Origin of the sequence: Vibrio mytili (assembly GCF_049563345.1) — a bacterium.
Lineage (GTDB): Bacteria > Pseudomonadota > Gammaproteobacteria > Enterobacterales > Vibrionaceae > Vibrio > Vibrio mytili.
Genome location: NZ_CP110481.1, coordinates 258,565 through 282,363, shown reverse-complemented (window position 1 = coordinate 282,363; position 23,799 = coordinate 258,565). Strand labels below are relative to the sequence as shown.

Sequence of the window (23,799 nt, the reverse complement as noted above, 5' to 3'; positions counted from 1 at the left end):
AATTTTGCTCAAGATATTAGTTAAACTCAAATTGATAGAGCAGGTCAACGGCACTATCAACACCAGAAACAGCTTCTAAGTATAGGTCTGTCATCAGTCGATAGCGAATGGTGAACTCACCTAAGGAGTTAAAAATACCTACCCCGTATTTCACTTGTAGACCCGGCATAATGTAACCACTGACCGTAACTTGGGAGTCATCCCCAGAACCGGCCGTATCCAACTGTAAGTCTTGCACTCCGAATGCTTCACCTATTTGCCCCACTACGCGACCACTTTTCGCCAAACTTAAACCAATCAGCGTGGTCGTCATGGAGTTTCCACCTTCTGCATCAATATCTTGTCCACGTAGAAGATAAGACAGCGCATTCGCTTGTGCCATAGAAGGCTCAGAGAAGATTTCCATGCTTGGATTCGACGCAGGTCCTGTCACTCGAACCCCCGCGATCACATCGTCTTGGGTGTTATCTGGATTACGAATCGCTGCAATAGACACATATGGCTGATCCGCTGGACCATTCATCAAGATTTTCCCTTCCTGAATCACCAAGTCTTGACCAAACGAGCGGTATGAACCATCGACGATGTTCACTTCACCAACGATAAACGGCCCTTTATCTTTTTGCGAAACATTGAGACTGCCTTTTAGGCCGCCTTCCAAACCAAATGCAGACAGGTGGAAGTCATCACCAATGTTAATGCGGATATCGGTCTCGATATCAAACGGCATTGGGGTCAAGTCATCTACAGGTTGTAAGTTTTTGTCTAACACCACCACGTCACTAGAGACCCCTACAGCACTTGGTGGTAACTCTTCAACCACAATGCGTCCCCAAGGTAAATTGATGTTGCCTTCCACTTTTGCCAAGGTCGGAGTTACATCAATCGTCATATCTGGCTCGACTTTGATTTTCACCATCGGTGGCATATCAACACGCAGTTCGTCAGCAAATACGCGCACTTTGGTATGCCAATCTTGTAAATCACGCCAATCCGCATCCCCCGTGATTTCTAACTTACCGTCAGGCGTCATGATCCCAGCATTCAAATCGGCTTGATGTCCGGTAAAATTGATCGCAACCTGCCCGGAATCGACATCAATTGGGGTGACTTCACCTTGCAAGGCGATTTTATCTATTAAGAATTGACCATTGACCTGTGGGTGTAATACATCTCCCGACAGCGCCAGATCCGTATTCATGTTCGCTTTGAATACACTGTAGTCACCAATCAATGGCGCTAAGAAGTCCAAATGGAAGGTAGATAAGGAGACGTTTCCTTTCATTGTTGGCGTTTCTGCTGACACGTTCATCAGCGATACGTCACCGGAAAGATCACCATTACGTGTGACATCAAGCAACCATTCCATATCCAACTGATCTTTGGCAAGAGCCGCTTTAAAATCAAAGCTCTCCCACTCCAGGCGAACAGGCTCTTCTAAAGTTTGCTCCACATGCCCTGATGGCATCTGAACATTCACGGTTGCTTGTGGTTTCATGCCCGGCGCCCATTTCGCCTCCGCTTGGGCATTCACAGAGCCTTGCAGTTGGGTGTTTTCCGGTAAGAACTGTTTGATTTGGTAAAAACCAAAATTGTTCACGGCCAACTTCACCTCACCGCGCTCACCCGCAGTAACGTCTTCGGTTAAACACACTTTGGATTGGTCTTGCAGCCAACAGTGTGCCGCAACATTCGCAACCTGTTTGTCAACGTTAACACTGACAGGCGTCGATTTTTGCAGTGTCCAAGGTCCTTGAGGTGTACTAAAGGTGACACGACTTAACACGCCATCCCAGATCATTTGCGGCTGTTTTTTCAGCGAACCTTGAATTTCTAAGCTGGTTGACACCACCTCAGACTCAACATCTAACGTAACGTTGTGTTGCGCTTCGCCACCAGACACTTCAAGATCTGCGCTATCAAACACCATGTTGTCATAGGTGATGTTATTCGCCAGCAAACTCAATTGTGCATTTGCCGTTGGTAGCGGAGAAACATCGCCTTTTAACGTCACTGAGTCGACACTCGCAAGCTGTTGCCACTTCACTTGGTTTAGGGCCAAGTCAAGATTAATGTCAGGCTGTTTAAGGCTCCCACGCAGTAACACTTTACCTTTCATGTTACCGCCAAGATCGGCAAGGCTTTTAGAAAAATCAGGGAAATTAACATCAACATCCATCAAGATTTGTTGATCAATTTTACCTTTTGCCCGTAGCTGGTTCGGACCATGGGATAGCACTAAACCTTGGGTATTAACTTGAAGGTCGTCCCCTTTACCAGTTCGGTCAGCCGCTTCCAATTGACCTTCAATATTCAGCGGATATCCACGCAGTATGCCGTCAATATCGAGCTTAGGCAGACTGACCTGCCAGCCGCCTTGTTCGGTTAACGATCCCGAGGTTGATAATTGACCACTGATATCACCTTCCGCCTCCTGCCATTGCAAGCCCGGCTGAATGTGCTGCAAGTTGAGATCGGCTTGCCAGTTAATCGGCGTGGCCCAGTTGGCCATAATTTTACCGCTCAACTCGCCACCTAAGGTTTTCACTACCAAGCTTTCCAGATCAATCTGCTCTAAAGTGCCCTTACCGTTTAATGCTAGGTCCACATCAGGGATGTCTTTACCCGAGGCTTGAGTTTCCAAGGCCACGGCATAGCCATCCAACGAACCTTTTGCGCTAAGGGTGGGCACAGAGACTTGGTAATCACTCTCTCCCGATAATGGCCACTGCGCTTCGACATTCTTGACCTCAACATCGAAAGGTAATTGCGCCTTAAGCGGCTGAACTTGACCTTTAATTTCTGCTTTGACCAACTCAGAGAGCGAAACGTCAAATGCTAACCCTCCCGCCGAGCCTGAGGCTGAAAGAGAAAGCTTTTGTCCTTTCGCTTCGGCATGTTTCACCAAGGCATCTAGCTGAGCACGAAGCGGATACTCTGCCGTCAACGTAACTCGCGAACTTAACGTTGCCTCGACCTCTGGCATATCAAGCTCCAGCGTTTTAACATCGACTTGATGTCCCCCGGCGTTGGCTACCAGACCAAGATGATGAACAATAATCGGCGTTTCACCAGCTAACTCAAAATCATCAATATCAAGACGTTTTACCTCCACAGTTAGTGGAATCCACACTTCTGGTAACTCGATGTCTTTCGATACAGGATCGTTTTCAGAGGATGCGTTTTGTTCTGATTCTCCATCCTCTTTTAAAGCTGCCGTCTCCTCAGATGACGCACTAGTTTCAGATGCCACTTTAGCTTCTGATGGCACGTTCTCCGATGACACGTTCGCGTGCTGTGTCACCTCCTCTTGAGGCGGCACAGCATCGTTCTCTTGTGTTTCAGTCGTTTTCTCTTCAGCGCTTTTCTGCTCTACGCTTTGGTTGTCAGCGTTCGTTTCACCTGGTGCCAGCGCAACATTAATTGCTTTCAACGCCGTCGGGGCAATCACCAAACGATCCCCCTGCATCGACATAGCGGTAGAGAAGGTTTGCCAATCCACGCGATTGCCTAACACATTGAGTTTAATATCATTCAAACGTACGTTATTGACAAAGATCGGGACGGGAGTACTGATAGAGCGTAATGGTGGCGTCTCTTCTTCCGGCTCACTCGCAGGCGGCAATTCCGGCATTTGAAAATTAACGCCCTGAAGCGCGAGTTCATCAACACACACGCGCGGGTCTAACAAACAACGAAAGTTAATCGCCAATGTGAGCTGCTCAACTTTAGCGTCAACATTCAATGTTTCATCAACAAAACTCACGTTTTGAAGCTTAAAGCGAGGGAAAAGCGTACCTTGAACACTTTCAATATTGAGTTGCGGCAACGCCTGCTGCGCGCCCCACAATGCGAGCTTTAAACCGGGATGCGTAAACAGTACCACCGCAATCAAAAGGATAAGCGTTAACAATAAACTGACCAAACTGAGCGATAGCCATTTGGTCCACTTAAACATCACTTTGATCATAGTTCAGGCCCCAAAGAGAAGTGGATACGGAATTCGTTCTTCTCTGGTTCATCCAATCCCCAAGCGAAATCAAAACTGACCGGACCAACGGGCGATGCCCAGCGAATCCCCACCCCGGCACCTGATTTCCATTCAGGGGTTTGGTTAAATGCATCACCGATATCGTAAAACGTGGCGGCCCACCAGTTACCATACATGCGATATTGATACTCTAGCGAGCTCGACACGATGTACTTAGCACCCGTTAAGGCGCCACTGGAATCAACGGGAGAGATGGACTCGTATCCATAACCACGAATGTTGTTGTCACCACCGGCAAAGAAACGTAACGATGGAGAGAGTTTTTCAAATTCTTCCGAGATATTTGCACCACCTTCAAGGCGGAATAGGCCTCGGTGGTTCTCGCCAATGCCGCGAATCCAAGATGTTCGACCCAACAAACGTAACACCCGAGTGGCAGACAACACCGCTGGATCACCATATTCAACAGTGACCGTCTGCTTATCCCCCCACATTGGCATACTGCCGCCACGCACTCTAGTGCGAGTAAAAGTTGCACCTGGAAGTAAGAAGTGCACGCCATCTTCTTGTAGGCCTTGAGAGTAGTTTTCATATAGGTGACGAACATACAGTGTTTTATTCCAGCCTTTATCCACCAGCCAATGACGCTCCAACGCTAAGTTGGATTCTAAACTCTCAGTATCTCGATTATCCAAATGCTTTAAGCCAAATTGCACTTGGTAATATTCGTGTAAGACATCATCCAGTGGTATTTTGTACCCTGCCGTAATAGTTTGTTCTGGCATAGACAATGACAGGGCAGTATTGAAGCTGTGACCACGGCCGCTCACCCACGGCTTTTTCCATTTCAATGTACCGCGCACACCCGTATCCGTAGAATAACCGATACCCGTTTCAAGCTGATTTTTTGCAGCAGGCGCCACCGTCACTTTGATCGGTAAGTTTCGCCCTTCATCGATCATACTCAAATCGGGCTCAACAAAAACGGAAGAGAACCAATCGGTATTAGAGAGGTTTTGGTTGTACTCACCAACACTGGCAACTAAATAAGGTTCGCCAACATCAAACGGACGCAGCGATTCAACACGGTCTTCCCAAATTTGGCTACCAGTGATACTGACAGCACCGAAGTGATAACGAATACCACTGTCGTAATGCAAACGAACATTCGCTTGGTTGTAATCCGGTATGATTTCTAGCTGATTGAGAGTAAAGTCACCATTAAAGTAACCGCGCTGTAAGCCTAAATTACGAATCCCTGATTTTAGACTGTCGTAATCTCCTTGATTAAGCACCCCACCGACTTTCATCGGAGACTGGGCGAGCAGATCTGAGAACGCGGAATCGTCTTTCGCTTCCCCTTCAATCACGATATCCATGACTTGGACTTTAACTGGTAAGCCTTTCTTGATATTAACGAGTAACTCTTCATCTTCCTCGTTAACGGTATAGGTGATGATGGCATGATAATAGCCCAGCGCGTTTAAGGCTTCGTTGATGCTGTGGTCTAGGCGTGCCTGAAAACGTAAAGACGTTGAATACTCTTTTTCAGGAATGGAGGAAAGATAAGCATCCACGTTGTCTTTCAAAGCACCATCAATGCCTTCAACGCTTATGGATACGTTGGCATAGACGCTATGAGAAAACGCAAGCAGGCCAATAATGGTAGAGAGAGCTTTTTTTATCATGCTTTTTGGGCTGAATGAGAGTGAAAAAACGTAAATAATGATAACGCCAATTAAGGCCTAAGTCTGTAATAATAATAGCGTTACTAGAATCTATGTCATCACAACATCAAAGACAGAAGAAATTAAACATTTCGCAAATATAAGACACACACCCTATAAACGTTCAAGACGAAAAGACCAGCATCTTGAAGCTATTTGGGTAGACATAAAAGGATACATACTATGCTCAGCAAACAGACATTAATCAGTATAGACGATGCGCTTCCGGGACGAGAGCAAGCCATGCAAATTGAAGATAAGCATTTTGTCAATCACGCTAGTCTCACCGAGCCATTACAACCTCACCAACAACAAGTCTTGCTAGGTATGGGCTGCTTCTGGGGGGCGGAACGCCTGTTTTGGCAACTCGAAGGGGTCGTATCAACCTCAGTAGGCTACTCTGGCGGATACACCAAAAACCCAACTTATGACGAAGTCTGCACGGGAAAAACCGGCCATGCGGAAGTCGTCAGAGTCGTCTTCGATGAGCGTGTTATTTCGTTGCAACAGCTGCTGGCTGTGTTCTGGGAAAAACACGACCCAACCCAAGGAATGCGTCAAGGCAACGATCTTGGTACACAGTATCGCTCGGCTATCTACACTTACTCGCAAGAGCAACAGGCCATCGCTGAGCAATCAAAACATCAGTATCAACAAGCCCTGCAAGAAGAGCAGAGATCGACTATCACAACGGAAATACGATCAGCGGGTGCGTACTATTTTGCAGAAACCTACCACCAGCAATATCTCGCCAAGAACCCTGACGGATACTGTGGCATCGGAGGAACAGGAGTTTGTTTCCCGCCAAGCTTGCAAAAATAAAGCGTGTAAAAATAGGGTAAATACAACAAGAGCGACCTAGGTCGCTCTTTCTCTTTATCGCGTCGCTGTCCACTGATCAACCAGACAACGTGGATATGGCCTGATTCACTTCTTTAAAAACGCTCAGTCTTTTATGGTCATTCACATCAGGGAGTAACACTTTGCCGTTGTCAAAATCAAAACTGCCAACGCCAGCAATGAAGAACTGTCCCTTAAATAATGTCTTAACGAAACGAGCCACTTGTAGTGGTCGATATACTGCGAACTCGCGTAACATAACCATAATTCACCTCAACTCCTTTGAGAACATATAGAGTGATACTCCTTAGCACTCTACAGTCGCAATATGCGACGGGCTTCATTTTAGCAAATTTTGATTACAACGCAACATTACACTACCGCATACGTTAAAAAAATGTTACACAATGTAATGCTGCTACTCTTATCGCTATCTGGGTAAGTAACTGAACAACTTGTCGCGACTTTACCTCGCTAGAGTGTTTAACTAGTTATTTAGATTGATATTATTGACACTTATGGAACATAACAATATGAAAACGAAGACTCTCCTACCACTACTTTTATCTCTCTCGTCACCGCTTGCCTTTGCGCATAACCTATCGATTGGTGATACGGTTCAGCCAGTAAGTGTCAACGCTTATGGTGAAATTGTCATGCAAGGTGAAGGGGTGGCCTACCAGCCATGGACAACACAACAAATGCTTGGCAAAGTTCGTGTCATTCAAGCTATCGCAGGACGCAGCAGCGCGAAAGAAATGAACGCGCCGTTGATGTCAGCGATTACCCAAGCAAAATTTGCTGAAGAAAATTACCAAACGACAACGATCATTAATCAAGATGATGCAATTTGGGGAACTGGCTCATTTGTGAAGTCATCCGCGCAAGACAGTAAAAAGACATATCCTTGGTCGTCAATGGTGTTGGATGAAAGCGGAACAGTCGCTCAAGCGTGGGATTTACAGCCTGAGAGCTCTGCCATTATCGTTCAGGATAAGCAAGGGAAAGTGTTGTTTGTGAAAGAAGGGGCTTTAACTCAATCTGAAATCGAACAAGTCATTAAGCTGATTAAACAAAATATTTAATTTTTCCCTGACTCCTGGCTTTCACCTGCTGGGAGTCAATTCTCCTTTCCGCTAGGCCTGCCAAGACACCAATCTCTGTTGAATTTTCTTGAGAAAAGAGTGAACTTTTGTCAAAAACAAGTGTTATATTATAACAATTAGTAGTTTTAATACGCACCATCATGATGCGGCTTACTTTCGTCTTTATACCCACAATACTCGCGATTGATAGGGTATATAACTAGAATTAGGGAAAGAAAATGTCACCAAAACACGCTTTAGCTCTTGTTATTGGCCTCGCTTTATCCACGGCAGCAAACGCAGAAGAATTTCGTCAGCACGAAGCTCATGTTCATGGGCACGTAGAATTTAACATCGCTCAAGATGGCAAAGATCTGTTAGTTGAAATAACAGCACCAGGCGCCGATGTGGTTGGCTTTGAGCATGCTCCTGAAAATGAATCCCAAGAACATACACTCAAGCATGCATTAAGCACGCTGGAAGATGCCAATGCAGTACTGACTATCAACTCACAAGCTCAATGTGAGATAGAAGAAGTCGACGTGACCAACACGTTGGGTGCCGCGCATAGTGAACATGAACATCATCATGATGCCGATGAACACGAAGGCCATGAGCATCACCACGATGCCGATGAACACGAAGGCCATGAGCATCATCACGACGCTGACGAGCACGAAGGTCATGAGCATCACCATCATGAAGGACATGAACACGGTGAGTTTAACGTCCAATATCGCTACAGCTGTGAACAAGTTACCAAGCTCAGCAATATCGAAACTGACTGGTTCAATCAATTCCCATCAACTGAGTCTATCGGTGTTAACCTGTTCACAGACACCACACAGTCAGCGCTTAGCCTGAGCAAAGACAATACCAACATTGAAATCAAATAATATTAAAGGCGTGTAAGTACCTACTTACACGCCTTTTTTGGTAACCACTATGATTGATTCCGTCTCATCCAGCGTTGTTCAACTCGACAATGCCCAATTTTATTGGCCCGGTTCAGACAGCGCGACCATCAATATTCCTCACCTCCACATTAACTCAGGTGAACATATCTTTATCAAAGGTCCGAGCGGCTGCGGCAAGTCAACACTGTTAGCCCTGCTTACTGGTATTAATACCCTTAGTACCGGTTCACTCTCGGTTTTAGGTACAGAACTGTCTGACTTAGGTGCAAGTCAAAGAGACAAGTTTCGTGCCGACCATATCGGTTATATCTTCCAGCAATTCAATTTATTACCGTATCTCAATGTCCTAGATAATGTGTTGCTGCCTTGTCAATTCAGTAACATAAGGCGTGATAGAGTCGCCCCCAATGCCAACCATCAAATGCTCACGAAACAAGCCTCAGAATTATTGGAGCGACTGCACTTACCCAGAACCTTGCATCAGCGTTCAGTGTCGGAGCTGAGTATTGGTCAACAACAGCGTGTTGCGGCAGCACGAGCATTGATAGGACACCCAGCGTTAGTAATTGCTGACGAACCGACATCTGCACTGGACCACGATAATCGTATGGCCTTCATTGAACTGTTAATGGAACAAGCGCATCACGCCAGCGCAACGCTAGTATTTGTTAGCCACGACCCTACGTTAGAAACCTTGTTTGATCGCACGATTCACCTTCCTGACATCAACCAAAGTAGTACTCCGGGAGGCTTATCATGAGCGCCGTGGTCAAATTGGCATGGAAAAGCTTGATGAACCGAAAAACCACGGCATTGTTGACGATTATGACCGTCGCTATTTCCGTGGTGCTTCTACTGGGTGTTGAGCGCATCCGTACTGAGGCAAAAGACAGCTTCGCGAATACCATCTCAGGCACTGATCTCATCATTGGTGGTCGCTCTGGGCAAGTGAATTTACTGCTTTATTCCGTATTTCGAATTGGCAACGCCACCAATAACATCGACTGGAAGAGCTACCAAGAATTCAGTCACCACAAAGCGGTCGACTGGGCGATCCCAATTTCACTAGGAGACTCCCATAAAGGCTTTCGTGTCATGGGAACCAATCACAGTTATTTTGAGCATTATCGCTACGGAAGTAAGCAACCACTTACTTTTTCTCACGGTACTGAGTTTCATGGCTTGTTTGAAACCGTCATTGGCTCCGATGTGGCGAAAAAACTGGGTTATCACATTGGCAGTGAGATTATTATTGCTCACGGAATCAGTGATGTCGCGTTCAGCCGTCACGATCATCTTCCGTTTAAAGTCGTCGGCGTTTTAGCTCCAACGGGCACCCCTGTCGATAAAACGGTGCATGTTTCTCTAGAAGCTATCGAAGCCATTCATGTTGGCTGGGAAAGCGGAGCCCGTTTGGGACCCACCCCAACCGCAGAGCAACTCAAACAGCGAGATTTTCAACCCAAACAGATCACCGCGATGTTGGTCGGACTGAAATCGCGTATCCAAGCTTTTGCCCTGCAACGACAAATCAACACGTACCCGAAAGAACCTCTCAGCGCAATTATGCCTGGTGTCGCACTGCATGAACTATGGGGAATGATGTCCGTGGCCGAACAAGCCTTGATGGCAGTATCTGGCTTTGTCGTGGTAGCTGGATTGCTCGGCATGTTGAGCAGCTTACTTACTAGCCTGCAAGAGCGGCGCCGTGAAATGGCAATACTTAGAGCAATGGGGGCAAGACCGAGGCATGTGTTTTCATTGCTGATCAGTGAGGCAAGTTTGCTCACAGCCGCAGGCATCATTAGCGGCGTGGTCGGACTCTATTCAGTGCTCTTGTTGCTGCAACCTTTCGTGCAACAGCAATACGGGATCCACTTGTCCCTTAATGTTCTTTCTTCATACGAATGGATGCTGCTTGGATTTGTTCAATGTGCTGGTATCATGATTGGATTCATTCCTGCATTCCGCGCCTATCGGCAATCACTCAGTGACGGAATGACCATAAGGATCTAATACGATGTGGAAAAAAATACTCGCAGGTGCCCTACTACTGATGTCATTCGCAGCTCCTGCCGTGGCGAATGACAAGCCACTAAAACTCGATTGGATTGATCTTATTCCCCAATCGGAACGAGATATGTTCGATAGCATCGGTATGCCCGCCACCGACCACACAGGTGGCGCAGCAAAACAATCGAAGATCGGTGGAGTCAGAACAGAGCTGAATGGCAGTGAGGTGAAGATTCCTGGGTTTGTTATCCCGCTCGAAGGGGATGCGAATACCGTGACTGAATTTTTATTGGTGCCTTATTTTGGGGCCTGTATCCACGTGCCGCCACCGCCACCGAACCAAATCGTTTACGTAAAATTCCCGAAAGGAGCGCCCGTTCAGGAATTATGGGATATCGTCTACGTGGTGGGGAAACTTAAAACAGAAATGACCAGTCTTGAACTTGCAGAAACAGGCTACATGATAGAAGGCGAAAGCATTGAAGCATACGATGACATGTAGAGTACAGTAATGTGAAGCTTACAAAGTGGAAGCTGTCATCTTTAAGCAGAACGAAAACACGTTGAGGCGTCGTTTGGCGCCTTTAACTAATAGCACACCTGCCCAGCTCAACAGAGTATGCCTTACCCACCGCGGTCACGGTCTACATAATATAGCGCGATAAATACGCCAACACACTGACATAAAGCACCAAAAGAAACGCAATCGACAGGTGCTTTTTCAGTTTGCTCACATTCGATAGCCTCATCACCCCTCCAAAATAATCATAACAATTTTAACAAGTCATTATCATTTTGAATAGCTTTATTCGTTCAAAATCTGAGACCCTTCTCTAGTCGCTTCACACAATAAGGTGTAAATTGGAGCAAGCATTAGCTGCAGCTCTTGGTAGGAACATTAATGGCAGAACCAACAAAACAACCTGTTGTCATCGAACATCAGACCAACTCACAAACAAATAACAGCAAAGATAAGAAACAAAGCTATATCAAAGACAGCGCAAGCCGAATAAAAAGCATCGCCCAAATTTATGGCCTAGACGCACGATTGCAAGACGCACCTCCTGCCAAATCCGCACTTGAACGCGCTCAGATTCGTGAGCAACGACGCCAAGAACAGCGGCAAAAAAACCTCGAGAAGATTTTGAAGTTAGCGCACAGCTCATGCCGGGATGAAACCGCGGGCGAACCCGATCAAGACTGGCTGTACCGTTTTTTCGATATGGCGCAGGACATCCACAATAGCTCGATGCAGAAACTATGGGCGCAAGTGATGAAGCGCGAGGTCACTAACCCAGGCTCAACATCAATGAAGGCTTTGAAAATCCTCAAAGATATGTCGCCTAAAGAGGCGCAAACGTTACAGAGAGCCGCGTCTCTGGCGTGCAGTTTTGGTGGTGATAACAGTAAAAAGTTACTGATTGGCTACAAGGCCCATGGCGGGATTTTTAGTTTTGGCAAACGGGATACCACCAGCAACTTAAACATGGGGAACTTTCAGCTTCCCTACTCAAGCATGCTCGTGTTGATCGAATTAGGACTGCTGCATAATACCGAACTAGAGTCTGGAGAAATCAGTATCGACACGCCACTCATACTGGCTTACCAAGGAAAAAACCTGTCACTTCAGGTCAATAGCAAAGGCGTTCGATTACGTTATTACCGCTTTACTCCCACCGGCAACGAGCTGTGTACACTACTCGGAAACAAACACAATGCAGAGTATTACGATCACATGGTGACCCTATTGAACCATAAATTTAGTGTGCATACGGATACCAGCGGCAGTGTCGATCTTAGCGTTTAGCGATGACATCAAAAGATAACAATGAGAGACAAGGGTAACTATGAGCGACAAGGGTAACTATGAAACTAAAAGAGCTTTGGGCGACTTCTCACCGCAAAGCTCTTGTCTAATATTTCAACCTATTGACCATCGATGATCCAAAAGGTGACATCACTAACGGATGACACCGCGCTGCTTAAGATCGTCGATACATAACTCAACCAGCTCTTCAACACTCTTTTCACCTGCTGGCAAGTCAATCTCTGGGTGCTCTGGAGCTTGGTACTCAGAATCAATCCCTGTGAAGTTGGGGATCTCACCTGCACGGGCTTTTTGATACAAACCTTTCGGATCACGTCCTTCACATACCTCAAGCGAAGCATTGACGAACACTTCAATAAATTCACCTTCAGGCAATAAATCCCGCACGAGTTGACGCTCAGCACGGTGCGGAGAAATAAACGCAGACAGGACAATCAGGCCAGCGTCAGCCATCAACTTAGTCAGTTCACCGATACGGCGAATATTTTCTCGACGGTCCTGTTCCGAAAAGCCTAAATCACTGCATAAACCATGACGAACATTATCCCCGTCCAGCAAATATGTGTGATACCCCAATGAGGCTAAGCGGTTTTCAAGCGCACCAGCGACGGTAGACTTACCCGCACCAGATAGCCCTGTAAACCATAGTACGGCTGGTTTTTGTTTCTTGAGCTCAGCACGAAACTGTTTATCAACCGAGTGCTGATGCCAGACAATGTTTTCATCTTTTACCGTCGATTCGGCAGTCATAACGTATCCTTGTAAATATCGCAATTAAAACGGGAAAAAGACCGGAATCAGAGTCAGTACTAATACGGAATACACAATCGAGATTGGTACACCAATTCGTACATAGTCGGTCATTTTGTAATTACCTACACTGTAAACCAATAAATTCGTTTGGTACCCGTAGGGAGAAATAAAGCTCGCGCTTGCGCCAAACAATACCGCCATAATAAACGGCATCGGATCGACCCCATAACCAACCGCCATACTATAACCAATGGGAAATGAGAGCGCTGCTGCAGCATTGTTAGTCACAAGCTCGGTCAAAACCAGCGTCATAATGTAAGTGGCCACCAGCGCGCCAAACACCCCCCAGCCATTGAATGCCTCAATAAACATATTACCCATGCGTACCGACAAGCCTGACGAGATCATCAATTGAGCGATGGACAACGCCGAGCCAACAATCACGACAATATCAATAGGGAAACGACGACGCAGTTCAGAAAGCTGAATAATGCCAAGCGCGATGAGCGCTATAATATACACCGAGAGCCCCTTAATAATAGGGACGAGATCCAGAAGAGCACAACCAATAACCGCAGCAAATCCAAGCAACACAATGGAAGATTTGTTGGCATCTAACTTAGCGCTAGAATCCAAATCGTGCATTAGGACAAACTCTTTGCTATGCGCACGACGCTCTGCCTCAAAGCGTTTACCCGGTACCAGAATCAAGGTATCGCCCGGTGCCAGTTTGATATTGCCCAATCCACCCTCAAGGCGCTCATGTCCACGCCGAATCGCAACCACAACGGCATCAAAACGATCACGAAAACGACTTTCTTTCAGAGTTTTATGACAGAAAGTAGCCGAAGAGCTAACCACCACCTCAACGAAACTTTGTCCATTAAGGTGTTGTTGACCAAACAATTTTAGACCAGGGATCTCTTGCAAGGTGGCCACACTTTCCACATCGCCACAGAACAAGAGGCGATCTTTCGCATTCAGTACAAAATCTGGCCCAACAGATGATACGGTCACGCCATCTCGCACCACTTCTGCCAAAAACAGTTTTCTTAGTGCACGAAGGTTGTTTTCACTCACGGTGCGACCAACCAACGGAGAACCAGGCTCAACTCGTGACTCTAAGAAGTACGGTAAATCCTCTTGGTTGTGATCATCGTAACTCGGCAGAAAATAACTCAAAGGAATAAGAATCAACAACCCACCCACCAAGACCGCTAATCCAATCGCAGTAGGTGTAAAAAAGTTAAGGCTTGGCAGGCCCGCATCTTCAACAAAGCTATTAATAATTAAGTTCGTCGACGTGCCAATTAAAGTCAGAGTACCACCAAAAATGGCAGCATAAGAAAGCGGAATTAATAACTTAGAAGGCGCATGTTGTTGATTCCGTTTTATCGCGCCAATTAGGGAGACCACAACCGCGGTGTTATTGGTAAACGAGGACAACAATGCCGTCGATAGCCCTAGTTTCGCAATCACGCTACCGAGATTCCCTTCTGAAATACTGCGGCTTACCCAACTGATCAGTAAGGTTTTTTCTAACGCGCACGAAGCAAGGATCAACAACACTAAAGTTAATAATGAACCGTTGGTAAAGTTAGCAGTAATGGTTGTGGTATCTAACATTCCTGCGACAAACGCAGTAAAAGCTGCCCCAGCAAACACGTAGCTAGGTTTAATTTTAGTCACAAGCAAACAAGTAATAATGCCAAGCAGAATCGCTAATACCAATCCTTGTTCCCACATAACCTTTCCTTACCAAAGAGCCCAATTCGGGCAAAACTAGTTGCTACACATTCAGACTGTGTAGGACAACAAAACCAGAGCAAGCGAAAAATGAAGACCAGAATGCTCAATGAACATTGAGACACTCTGGTTCCAGGGGAAAGTGCCTGACTGTATTTCGCAGCTCAGTCAGGCAAACCATTTACTTTTTCAGTAATTGGTTTAGATCTTTCGCTTCCCAGTGTGGGAAGTGTTTGCGAACCAGTGCGTTTAGCTCCAGTTCAAATGCAGAAATGCCCGTTAAATCACGTTCAACTTCTGCTAGACTTTCTTTCACCATCCCCGCACCCACGGTCACATTCGTCAGGCGGTCGATAATGATGAAGCCACCGGTATCTGCGCAGTCTTGGTAGTTATCAATAGCGACAGACTCATTCAGAGACCACTCACACAAACCAATACCATTAAGTGGTAATTCAGCGGCGCTGTGGGTTGATAGGTTGTTGATATCGTACTGGTGACGAATCGATTCGACATGACCAACCGTTTTCTTACCCGCGATTTTAATATCGTAATCACGTCCTGGCTGCAATGGCTGCTCTGTCATCCAAACAACATCAGCCAATAAGTGGTTAGTGCTTTCGACTTGATCGCTCTCAACGACAATCAAATCACCGCGGCTGATGTCAATTTCATCATTGAGCGTCAGCGTCACGGCTAAACCAGTACTCGCTTCTTCTAAGTCTCCATCAAAAGTGACAATGCGAGCCACTGTCGACGTTTTACCAGAAGGTAGCGCCTTAACCGTATCGCCTACTTTCACCGTACCAGATGAAATCGTGCCAGCGAAGCCACGAAAATCGAGGTTAGGACGGTTGACGTACTGCACAGGGAAGCGGAACTCACCCGTGCCTTTGTCTTGATCGACATCGACAGTTTCTAACAGCTCAAGCAATGACGGGCCTTCAAACCAATCGAGGTTTGTGCCTTTATCGACGACATTATCACCTTCCAGAGCAGAAATTGGGATGATTTGAATATCAATATCGCCCGTCAAGTTCTCTGCAAAATCTAGGTACGCTTGACGAATTTCTTCGAAACGCTCTTGCGAGTAATCCACCAAGTCCATCTTGTTGATCGCCACCACAAAGTGCTTCAAACCTAATAGGTTTGAGATGAAAGAGTGACGTCGAGTCTGATCGAGAATACCTTTACGCGCATCCACAAGAATAACCGCAAGATCACACGTAGAGGCACCCGTTGCCATGTTACGTGTGTACTGCTCATGTCCAGGAGTATCCGCAATGATGAACTTACGTTTCTGTGTCGAGAAGTAACGGTAAGCCACATCAATGGTGATGCCCTGTTCACGTTCCGCTTGCAAGCCATCAACCAACAACGCCAAGTCTGGTCTTTCACCAGTGGTACCTGAGCGCTGGCTGTCTGAGTGAACGGCCGCTAGCTGATCTTCATAAATTTGTTTTGAGTCATGGAGTAAGCGCCCAATCAGGGTACTCTTACCATCATCAACGGAACCACAAGTCAGAAATCTAAGTAACGACTTGTACTGGTGTTGTGTTAAATAGCCTTCGATACCAAGCTCGGCTAATTGAGCTTCAACTGCACTGTTCATTATCTTTCCTTCGATCCTTAGAAGTAACCTTGACGTTTCTTGAGCTCCATCGATCCTGACTGATCGTGGTCGATCGCACGGCCTTGACGCTCACTTGAGGTTGCCACTAGCATCTCTTCAATAATGCCCGGCAAAGTATTGGCTTCTGACTCAATCGCACCTGTTAGTGGATAACAACCAAGTGTACGGAAGCGAACACTTTTCTCTTCAATCACTTCACCAGGTTGAAGCTCCATACGATCGTCATCCACCATGATCAACATGCCGTCACGATCGACTACCGGACGCACTTCTGACAGGTATAGAGGTACGATCTCGATGTTTTCTAGGTAGATGTATTGCCAGATATCTAACTCAGTCCAGTTTGATAGAGGGAAAACACGAATACTCTCACCTTTGTTCACCTGGCCGTTGTAGGTTTTCCAGAGCTCCGGACGTTGGTTTTTCGGATCCCAAGTGTGGTTTTTGTCACGGAAGGAATAGACACGCTCTTTCGCACGTGATTTTTCTTCGTCGCGGCGAGCACCACCGAACGCAGCATCGAAACCATACTTATTCAGAGCTTGCTTCAAGCCTTGAGTCTTCATGATGTCGGTGTGCTTCGATGAGCCGTGAACAAATGGGCTACATCCCATGGCAATCCCTTCAGGGTTCTTATGCACTAACAGCTCAAAACCGTACTTTTCTGCTGTGCGGTCACGAAATTCAATCATCTCGCGGAATTTCCAGTCTGTGTCGACGTGTAAAAGAGGGAATGGGATTTTTCCTGGATAAAACGCTTTACGCGCAAGATGCAGCATCACTGATGAATCTTTACCAATCGAATACATCATGACTGGGTTATCAAACTCAGCTGCAACTTCACGGATAATATGAATACTCTCCGCTTCGAGTTGTTTAAGATGAGTTAAACGTTGTTGGTCCATGTTTTGTATTTCCTTTTAAGCTTAAGGCTGCTTTACGTCTCTAATCTTTGGACTGATATTATATGGAGTGAGCAATAGCACTTTTGTTGAATTCAGTACTAGACAAAAACCAGTCCAACTTTTGAGACAACTGTACAACTTCCCCTACCACGATCAAAGAAGGTGATTGAGCATCTTTAGATAAATCAGATAGTTGGGATAAATTTCCCTTAAATACTTTTTGCTGAATTTGGGTGCCACGTTCAATAATCGCAATTGGAGTTGCAGCTGATCTACCGTGTTTAATAAGTTGATTCTGAATATAGTGTGATTTCATCAAGCCCATGTAGATCACTAAAGTTTGATTTCCACGGGCAAGGGTTGACCAATCCATCTCATCACTTTCTTCTTTCAAGTGACCAGTAACAAAGATGGCGGATTGTGCATAATCACGATGAGTCAATGGGATTCCAGCATAAGCGGTCGCGCCCGCAGCGGCAGTAATTCCTGGGACGACCTGAAAACGTACCCCGGCATCCGCCAGTACTTCTAATTCTTCGCCACCACGACCAAACACAAAAGGATCGCCGCCTTTGACTCGAACAACTCGGTGGCCCTGCTTAGCGAAATCAATCAACAACTGATTGGTTTTTTCTTGCGGCACGCTATGATGACCAGCCCGTTTACCGACACACACCAAAATTGTATCGCTTGGGATCAACGCCATGATTTCTTCTGAAACCAAGTAGTCGTATAACACCACATCCGCTTGCTGCAGACAGTTAAGCGCTTTGACGGTCAAAAGTTCAGGATCACCGGGACCCGCACCAATTAACGCCACTTCGCCAAGTTGAAGCGATCGCTTTGCAAACCTCGTCGTTTCAATCGCCGTATTATCGGCAACCAAACGAGGCTTTTGCGGGGGAAAAGAAGTCACTGAATCTTTCGCTGCCATGTGTTTACTCATCATCCATAGATATCGTTAAGATGGCATTATGGCGGGGTGCTTATATTACCTGAAATTCTAAAATTTCATTTTTTATTCAAAAATCTGCTAAGAAGTTTTTGTTTGGTCTCATTCAAAAGCGTGAATACGTCGATGTTTCATAACAAAAGCATTGCGTAGAATTAGGTCAAGTCACATTTTTTTGCATCTTAATCATAGATTTGCACTACCCTTTGTTACATCACTCGATATACCAATCAATTGGAGCACTACATGAAAACCGCCGTGAATCCTATTTCCGTCGCAGTCTTAAGCGGTATGTTGACCCTTGCTGGTCCAGCGATGGCCGATACCATCAAACTTCGCATCATCGAAACCACCGACATCCATACCAACTTGATGGATTACGATTACTACAAAGATCTTCCTTCACAGAAAATTGGCCTAACCCGCGCCGCAACCTTAGTTAAACAGGCAAAATCAGAAGTAGAAAACAGTGTGTTGGTGGATAACGGAGATTTAATTCAGGGCAGCCCTATGGGTGATTACATGGCGGCAAAAGGCCTCAAAGCGGGTGAGATACATCCAGCTTATAAAGCAATGAATCAACTCAATTACGACGTCGGCAACATCGGTAATCACGAATTTAACTACGGCTTGGACTTCTTGCACAAAGCCATTAACGGTGCCAACTTCCCTTACATTAATGCCAATGTTTTTGATCAAAAAACCGGTAAGCACTACTTCAAGCCCTACCTGATCAAAACCCATACCTTTAAGGATACCGACGGTCAGAGCCATCCGATCAAGGTTGGTTATATTGGTTTTGTCCCGCCACAAATCATGGTTTGGGATAAGAAAAATCTAGAAGGTAATGTGTTCGCGAAAGACATCAAGCAAATGGCTGAGAAACTCGTTCCGCAAATGAAAAGCGAGGGAGCAGACGTGATCATTGCTATTCCTCACTCGGGTATTTCTACCGATCCGTACAAACTCGGTGCGGAAAATTCGGTTTACTACCTGACCGATGTGAAAGGTATTGATGCTATTGCATTTGGCCATGCTCACGCCGTTTTCCCAGGCAAAGACTTTGCTACCCTTCAAGGTATCGATAACGATAAGGGCACCATCAATGGCGTCACTGCAGTGATGCCAGGGCGTTGGGGTAGCCACGTGGGCGTGATGGATCTGACACTTGAGCAAACCGAAGGGAAATGGCAGGTGGTTGACGGCCAGTCAGAAGCCAGACCCATTTTTGATAAAACCAATGGTCAGCCATTGGCTAAAGCAGACCAAGGTATCGTCAAGGCGCTAGAGCATGACCATAACGCAACACGAGAATTCGTCAACCAGCCGATAGGCAAAGCAAACGATGTGATGTACAGCTTTTTAGCCTTAGTCCAAGACGATCCAACCATTCAGATCGTCAACCTAGCTCAAAAAGATTATGTAGAACGTTTTATTCAAGGGGACCCAGATTTAGCTGACATCCCCGTACTCAGCGCTGCGGCACCGTTTAAAGCCGGTGGACGTAAGAACGATCCGAGTAACTTTACTGAAGTAGAATCCGGGCAATTAACCTTCCGTAACGCGGCAGATCTGTACTTATATCCGAATACGCTGGTCGCTTTAAAAGTACAAGGTAAACAAGTCCGTGAATGGCTTGAATGCAGCGCTGGTCAATTTAATCAAATTGACGTCAACAGCACTGAGCCGCAATCCCTGATTGACTGGGATAACTTCCGTACCTACAACTTCGATGTGATTGATGGGGTCAACTACCAAATCGATGTGACTCAACCGCCAAAATACGATGCTGGCTGTAAGGTGATTAATCCCGATTCCAAACGTATTGTAAACTTAACGTTTAACGGTAAGCCTGTCGATCCAAAGCAGGACTTCATCATTGCGACTAACAACTACCGCGCTTACAGCAATACCTTCCCGGGGACAGGCCCTGATTTCATTGCGTTCGACGCACCAGATGAAAACCGCTCTGTACTTGCGGCGTATATTTCTCGCGTGAGTGAAGAAAAAGGGGAAGTAACGCCAAGCGCCGACAATAACTGGTCGTTTGCACCGATAAAGTCAGACAAACCGCTGGATATTCGCTTTGAAACATCACCAAGTGACAAAGCCGCGCAGTTCATCAAAGACAAAGCACAATACCCGATGAAACATGTCGCAACGGATGACGTGGGTTTTGCTGTTTATCAGATCAATTTGAATAAGTAAGAGAAAGGTTCTAGGGGAAAAATAAAAGGTCCTAGGATCCTAGGTTTTAGGGTCCTAGGGGGCGATCGCAGTAGCTCCGGAGGTCCAGGAAGGGTTCATACGTGCTGCTTGGGAATACGGAATACAGAATACGGATGTTAAAGACCTTCCGTCATCTGTAAGCGAAGCGCTCCGTAATCCAAAACAACAAATATAAATGATACGTTTCACACAGTGGTTACAGCGCGCTCCCCTAGGGCCTAGGACCTTTAACCTAGGACCTTTAACCTAGGACCTCTGTTTATAACCTAGGACCTTTCAGTACACCTATTTCAAAATCCTCGCGCGGAACTGACGCCCTTTCATCTTACCATTACTGATGGTTTGTAGGGCTTTTTTGGCGGCAGACTTCTCAACCGCGACATAAGCGCGCATTGGGAACAAATGAATCTTGCCGACTTGTGAGCCTGGAATACCATTTTTTCCAGTCAAACAACCTAAAATATCGCCTGGGCGAACTTTTTGTTTCTTGCCGCCATCAATATTGATCGTCACCATTTTTGCCTGGTATGGCTGCTGATTTGACTTCGTTGGTAACGTGGCTGGCACGATATCCATCTCTAAGTATTCTTCAATGCGAGCAACACGCAGGCCGTCTTTTTCACCAAAGAAGCTGAATGCCAATCCTTTACTGCCTGCACGGCCAGTACGACCGATACGGTGTACGTGGACTTCTGGATCACGAGACAGCTCAAAGTTAAATACCGCGTCGAGGTTGTCTACGTCCAGACCACGTGCCGCTACGTCTGTTGCGACCAGGATGGAAACACTCTTGTTAGCAAACTGTACTAGTGCTTGGTCGCGTTCACGCTGTTCAAGGTCTCCGTGAATATCAATCACGCTAAACCCTTTGTGATGCAGTTCATCAGCGACGCTCTGAACCTCTTTTTTGGTATTACAGAAAACCACCGCGGATTCTGGCTGATGAGTAAGTAACAAGTTAGCTAGAGCCTCATCGCGTGCTTCAGAGCCTTCAACTTTGTAAAAGTGCTGAGCAATGCTTGATGTATCATGCGTCGACTCCACCTTTATCACTTCCGGTGACTGCATAATACGCTGCGCAATGTGTTCGATTTTCTCAGGGAAAGTCGCACTGAATAGCAACGTTTGTCGCTGCTTGGGCGCGGCATCGATAATTGCATCTAGTGCATCTTGGAAGCCCATGTCCAGCATCCTATCTGCTTCATCCAGCACCAAGGTGTTCAGTTCGTTAAGATTGATTCTGCCTTTCTCAAGATGATCCAAAATACGACCAGGTGTTCCGACTAAGATGTGTGCGCCATGCTCCAGTGAGCCAATTTGAGGCCCCATAGGCATACCACCACACAGGGTAAGCACCTTAATATTGTGAATAGCACGCCCTAAGGTACGAATTTCTTTCGCAACTTGATCGGCTAACTCGCGAGTAGGACACAAAACCAATGACTGGACTCTAAAACGCTTCACATCCAGGTTGGATAATACCCCAAGGCCAAATGCGGCAGTTTTACCAGACCCCGTTTTCCCTTGTCCAATCACATCACGCTGCTTAAGAATGGCAGGCAAACTCAATGCTTGAATTGGCGTCATATGGGTGTAATTGAGAGATTCAAGCGTCGCTAATAGCGCAGGGTTTAGCTCAACTTGGTCAAAGGTTGGTTTGGTCACAGATGTATCCTCAGGAGGGATGAATGAGATCGGACATTATCGACTGATTTGCCAGAAACGCCAGTTAAAATTCAACATGGCTAATGAGCATTAATCGAAAACCAAGTAAAATCAATCACTCGACTCAAATAACGGAATTGTACTCATGCTCACCTGGATCGCTTTACCTTTTTCTCAACTGACAACACATCAATTGTACGAGCTAATGCGATTGCGGGTTGATGTTTTTGTCGTAGAGCAAACCTGTCCCTATCCAGAGCTTGACGGCAAAGATACACTTGAAGGTGTTTATCATCTACTAGGCTATCGCGACGAAGAGTTGGTAGCCTGCGCACGTTTACTCGCTGCGGGAATAAGCTACGAAAATGTCAGTATCGGTCGCGTAATCACGAAAAAAACGGCACGTGGAGGCGGCCTAGGTCACCAACTGCTCGAACAAGCACTGCTACACTGTGAAACGTTATGGCCAGGTCAAACCATCGATATTGGAGCACAGCAGCACCTTGCTCAATATTACGCTCGCCACGGATTTGATGCTATTTCTGATAGTTATCTTGAAGATGGTATACCCCACATCGACATGCGCAGAGAGCCCACCACAAATACAAATTAGTCCCTGTTGATAAAACAATTGACCAAAACAAATAAAAAAGACGCGGTACATGCGCGTCTTTCTTCTAAATCACTGTCACAGCTTAAGTAACTGGCTTAGCGCGCCGCTATTTATTGCGACCAAACGTACCATCCGATAGACGAAAAAACATCACCGAGTGATCGCTTTTATCTAACTGCAACATATCTAGCTGCCCATCTTCAGAAAACTTGAAACGAATGAGCTGTCCCTGCTTGATGTGACTTAATGGCTTATCGCTGCCTTCGATTTTGACCAACGCACTCAGATCTGCCATGGAAAGCTGGTTATTTCGGAAAACTTGCGCAAGCGTATCCCCATTTTTCACTTGGTATTCCTTCCAGCTTTCAGATTTCGGACCTGAGTTTTGCGATGTCCTTTGCTGACTTAAACTTTGGGTGTTTAACTCAATAGCGACTCTTTGATGATCTGCCTGAGGACTCTGTTCAGCAAGTTCTTCGGTCCTACTCCCTTCCGTTGTCTGCGGCATAGGTATGACAAAAAGCAATAGAAACAAGGGAACAAGCACCATCAGCACGCGCTGATGAAATTTAGGCAAGCGCTGCCAAAACAGTGTGACCGGTTTGATACGCGCCAACCACTGACTTTTGCTGAACGGCTGCTTCCAGTTGATAGCAGCGAACTTTTGCTTAGCCAATTCTACATAATCAACTTGCTGCTTTTTCTTTCTGCGACGATTCATTCTAATGAGCCCCTTAATACTTCTACTGCCAGTATAAAAATACCAGCGCGGAGAGTATATGTTTTTCACCAAACTAAAATGGTATTTAAGTGAAATTAGCAGAAAATTCACTTGGAGTAAGAGATAAGTCACACCATCAATGGTTACACCCATGCTCACAGGACACAATTACGCTCAATCA

Annotated in this window: 19 protein-coding genes; 9 read left to right on the top strand and 10 right to left on the bottom strand. The window is 46.1% G+C overall.

Annotation, left to right across the window (positions count from 1 at the left end):
- Positions 1-16 precede the first annotated feature (16 nt).
- Positions 17-3,970 (bottom strand): translocation/assembly module TamB domain-containing protein, encoded by a 3,954-nt coding sequence (locus ONE56_RS01370; protein WP_423840124.1) that lies wholly within the window; start codon positions 3,968-3,970, stop codon positions 17-19.
- Positions 3,967-5,679 (bottom strand): autotransporter assembly complex protein TamA, encoded by a 1,713-nt coding sequence (locus tag ONE56_RS01365; RefSeq protein WP_423840123.1) that lies wholly within the window; start codon positions 5,677-5,679, stop codon positions 3,967-3,969. Before ONE56_RS01365 ends, ONE56_RS01370 begins: the two co-directional genes overlap by 4 nt.
- Before the next feature lie 222 nt (positions 5,680-5,901).
- On the opposite strand from ONE56_RS01365, the gene msrA reads away from it, so the two are divergent.
- The gene (gene msrA / locus ONE56_RS01360) at positions 5,902-6,540 is read left to right on the top strand and encodes a peptide-methionine (S)-S-oxide reductase MsrA (protein ID WP_423840122.1); all 639 of its coding nucleotides are present in this window, start codon (positions 5,902-5,904) and stop codon (positions 6,538-6,540) included.
- A 76-nt stretch (positions 6,541-6,616) separates the two neighbouring features.
- Here msrA and ONE56_RS01355 read toward each other — a convergent pair whose 3' ends face one another.
- Positions 6,617-6,817, bottom strand: a complete 201-nt coding sequence (locus tag ONE56_RS01355) for a DUF1107 domain-containing protein (protein ID WP_041156823.1) — start codon at positions 6,815-6,817, stop codon at positions 6,617-6,619.
- 274 nt (positions 6,818-7,091) lie between these two features.
- Here ONE56_RS01355 and ONE56_RS01350 point away from each other — a divergent pair, with 274 nt between their 5' ends.
- The 6 genes from ONE56_RS01350 (at position 7,092) to ONE56_RS01325 (ending at position 12,380) form a co-directional block, all read left to right on the top strand.
- Positions 7,092-7,643 carry a YtfJ family protein gene (locus tag ONE56_RS01350; protein ID WP_423840121.1) on the top strand — a complete coding sequence of 184 codons (552 nt, stop codon included), beginning with the start codon at positions 7,092-7,094 and terminating at the stop codon, positions 7,641-7,643.
- A gap of 239 nt (positions 7,644-7,882) precedes the next feature.
- Complete coding sequence (zrgA, locus tag ONE56_RS01345) at positions 7,883-8,539, top strand: zinc uptake protein ZrgA (RefSeq protein WP_331437172.1); 657 nt, start codon at positions 7,883-7,885, stop codon at positions 8,537-8,539.
- Between the two features lie 49 nt (positions 8,540-8,588).
- A complete protein-coding gene (locus ONE56_RS01340; protein WP_423840120.1) occupies positions 8,589-9,320 on the top strand; it encodes an ABC transporter ATP-binding protein in 732 nt (243 codons plus the stop codon).
- Entirely contained in the window at positions 9,317-10,576 is a 1,260-nt protein-coding gene (locus ONE56_RS01335; RefSeq protein ID WP_423840119.1) for an ABC transporter permease, read from the top strand. The genes ONE56_RS01340 and ONE56_RS01335 overlap by 4 nt, the downstream gene beginning before the upstream one ends.
- Positions 10,577-10,580: 4 nt before the next feature.
- Positions 10,581-11,075: a DUF3299 domain-containing protein gene (locus ONE56_RS01330; protein WP_331437174.1), complete on the top strand. Its 495-nt coding sequence runs from the start codon at positions 10,581-10,583 to the stop codon at positions 11,073-11,075.
- A 399-nt stretch (positions 11,076-11,474) separates the two neighbouring features.
- Complete coding sequence (locus ONE56_RS01325) at positions 11,475-12,380, top strand: TIGR03899 family protein (RefSeq protein WP_423840118.1); 906 nt, start codon at positions 11,475-11,477, stop codon at positions 12,378-12,380.
- Positions 12,381-12,533: 153 nt separating this feature from the next.
- On the opposite strand, the gene cysC is transcribed toward ONE56_RS01325, so the two are convergent.
- The 5 genes from cysC to cobA form a co-directional block, all read right to left on the bottom strand.
- Entirely contained in the window at positions 12,534-13,151 is a 618-nt protein-coding gene (gene cysC, locus ONE56_RS01320) for an adenylyl-sulfate kinase (RefSeq protein ID WP_041156781.1), read from the bottom strand.
- A 24-nt stretch (positions 13,152-13,175) separates the two neighbouring features.
- Positions 13,176-14,900: an SLC13 family permease gene (locus tag ONE56_RS01315; RefSeq protein ID WP_041156782.1), complete on the bottom strand. Its 1,725-nt coding sequence runs from the start codon at positions 14,898-14,900 to the stop codon at positions 13,176-13,178.
- Between the two features lie 181 nt (positions 14,901-15,081).
- Positions 15,082-16,512 carry a sulfate adenylyltransferase subunit CysN gene (gene cysN, locus ONE56_RS01310; RefSeq protein ID WP_041156783.1) on the bottom strand — a complete coding sequence of 477 codons (1,431 nt, stop codon included), beginning with the start codon at positions 16,510-16,512 and terminating at the stop codon, positions 15,082-15,084.
- Between the two features lie 17 nt (positions 16,513-16,529).
- The gene (cysD, locus tag ONE56_RS01305) at positions 16,530-17,438 is read right to left on the bottom strand and encodes a sulfate adenylyltransferase subunit CysD (RefSeq protein WP_041156784.1); all 909 of its coding nucleotides are present in this window, start codon (positions 17,436-17,438) and stop codon (positions 16,530-16,532) included.
- Positions 17,439-17,496: 58 nt separating this feature from the next.
- A complete protein-coding gene (cobA, locus tag ONE56_RS01300) occupies positions 17,497-18,372 on the bottom strand; it encodes a uroporphyrinogen-III C-methyltransferase (RefSeq protein WP_423840483.1) in 876 nt (291 codons plus the stop codon).
- 264 nt (positions 18,373-18,636) lie between these two features.
- Between cobA and cpdB the strand changes: the two genes are divergently transcribed.
- Positions 18,637-20,598 (top strand): 2',3'-cyclic-nucleotide 2'-phosphodiesterase, encoded by a 1,962-nt coding sequence (cpdB, locus tag ONE56_RS01295; RefSeq protein WP_423840117.1) that lies wholly within the window; start codon positions 18,637-18,639, stop codon positions 20,596-20,598.
- 306 nt (positions 20,599-20,904) lie between these two features.
- Here the strand turns inward: cpdB and dbpA are convergent, their stop codons facing one another.
- The gene (gene dbpA, locus ONE56_RS01290) at positions 20,905-22,284 is read right to left on the bottom strand and encodes an ATP-dependent RNA helicase DbpA (protein ID WP_331437178.1); all 1,380 of its coding nucleotides are present in this window, start codon (positions 22,282-22,284) and stop codon (positions 20,905-20,907) included.
- A gap of 145 nt (positions 22,285-22,429) precedes the next feature.
- Here dbpA and ONE56_RS01285 point away from each other — a divergent pair, with 145 nt between their 5' ends.
- Positions 22,430-22,897 (top strand): GNAT family N-acetyltransferase, encoded by a 468-nt coding sequence (locus ONE56_RS01285; RefSeq protein ID WP_041156788.1) that lies wholly within the window; start codon positions 22,430-22,432, stop codon positions 22,895-22,897.
- 106 nt (positions 22,898-23,003) lie between these two features.
- Here the strand turns inward: ONE56_RS01285 and ONE56_RS01280 are convergent, their stop codons facing one another.
- A complete protein-coding gene (locus tag ONE56_RS01280) occupies positions 23,004-23,618 on the bottom strand; it encodes a LysM-like peptidoglycan-binding domain-containing protein (RefSeq protein ID WP_041156789.1) in 615 nt (204 codons plus the stop codon).
- Positions 23,619-23,799: the final 181 nt, after the last annotated feature.

Coding starts and splice junctions, on each gene's coding strand:
- ONE56_RS01370 (WP_423840124.1), bottom strand. CDS start 3,970: ATGATCAAAGTGATGTTTAAGTGGACCAAATGGCTATCGCTCAGTTTG.
- ONE56_RS01365 (WP_423840123.1), bottom strand. CDS start 5,679: ATGATAAAAAAAGCTCTCTCTACCATTATTGGCCTGCTTGCGTTTTCT.
- msrA (WP_423840122.1), top strand. CDS start 5,902: ATGCTCAGCAAACAGACATTAATCAGTATAGACGATGCGCTTCCGGGA.
- ONE56_RS01355 (WP_041156823.1), bottom strand. CDS start 6,817: ATGTTACGCGAGTTCGCAGTATATCGACCACTACAAGTGGCTCGTTTC.
- ONE56_RS01350 (WP_423840121.1), top strand. CDS start 7,092: ATGAAAACGAAGACTCTCCTACCACTACTTTTATCTCTCTCGTCACCG.
- zrgA (WP_331437172.1), top strand. CDS start 7,883: ATGTCACCAAAACACGCTTTAGCTCTTGTTATTGGCCTCGCTTTATCC.
- ONE56_RS01340 (WP_423840120.1), top strand. CDS start 8,589: ATGATTGATTCCGTCTCATCCAGCGTTGTTCAACTCGACAATGCCCAA.
- ONE56_RS01335 (WP_423840119.1), top strand. CDS start 9,317: ATGAGCGCCGTGGTCAAATTGGCATGGAAAAGCTTGATGAACCGAAAA.
- ONE56_RS01330 (WP_331437174.1), top strand. CDS start 10,581: ATGTGGAAAAAAATACTCGCAGGTGCCCTACTACTGATGTCATTCGCA.
- ONE56_RS01325 (WP_423840118.1), top strand. CDS start 11,475: ATGGCAGAACCAACAAAACAACCTGTTGTCATCGAACATCAGACCAAC.
- cysC (WP_041156781.1), bottom strand. CDS start 13,151: ATGACTGCCGAATCGACGGTAAAAGATGAAAACATTGTCTGGCATCAG.
- ONE56_RS01315 (WP_041156782.1), bottom strand. CDS start 14,900: ATGTGGGAACAAGGATTGGTATTAGCGATTCTGCTTGGCATTATTACT.
- cysN (WP_041156783.1), bottom strand. CDS start 16,512: ATGAACAGTGCAGTTGAAGCTCAATTAGCCGAGCTTGGTATCGAAGGC.
- cysD (WP_041156784.1), bottom strand. CDS start 17,438: ATGGACCAACAACGTTTAACTCATCTTAAACAACTCGAAGCGGAGAGT.
- cobA (WP_423840483.1), bottom strand. CDS start 18,372: ATGGCAGCGAAAGATTCAGTGACTTCTTTTCCCCCGCAAAAGCCTCGT.
- cpdB (WP_423840117.1), top strand. CDS start 18,637: ATGAAAACCGCCGTGAATCCTATTTCCGTCGCAGTCTTAAGCGGTATG.
- ONE56_RS01285 (WP_041156788.1), top strand. CDS start 22,430: ATGCTCACCTGGATCGCTTTACCTTTTTCTCAACTGACAACACATCAA.
- ONE56_RS01280 (WP_041156789.1), bottom strand. CDS start 23,618: ATGAATCGTCGCAGAAAGAAAAAGCAGCAAGTTGATTATGTAGAATTG.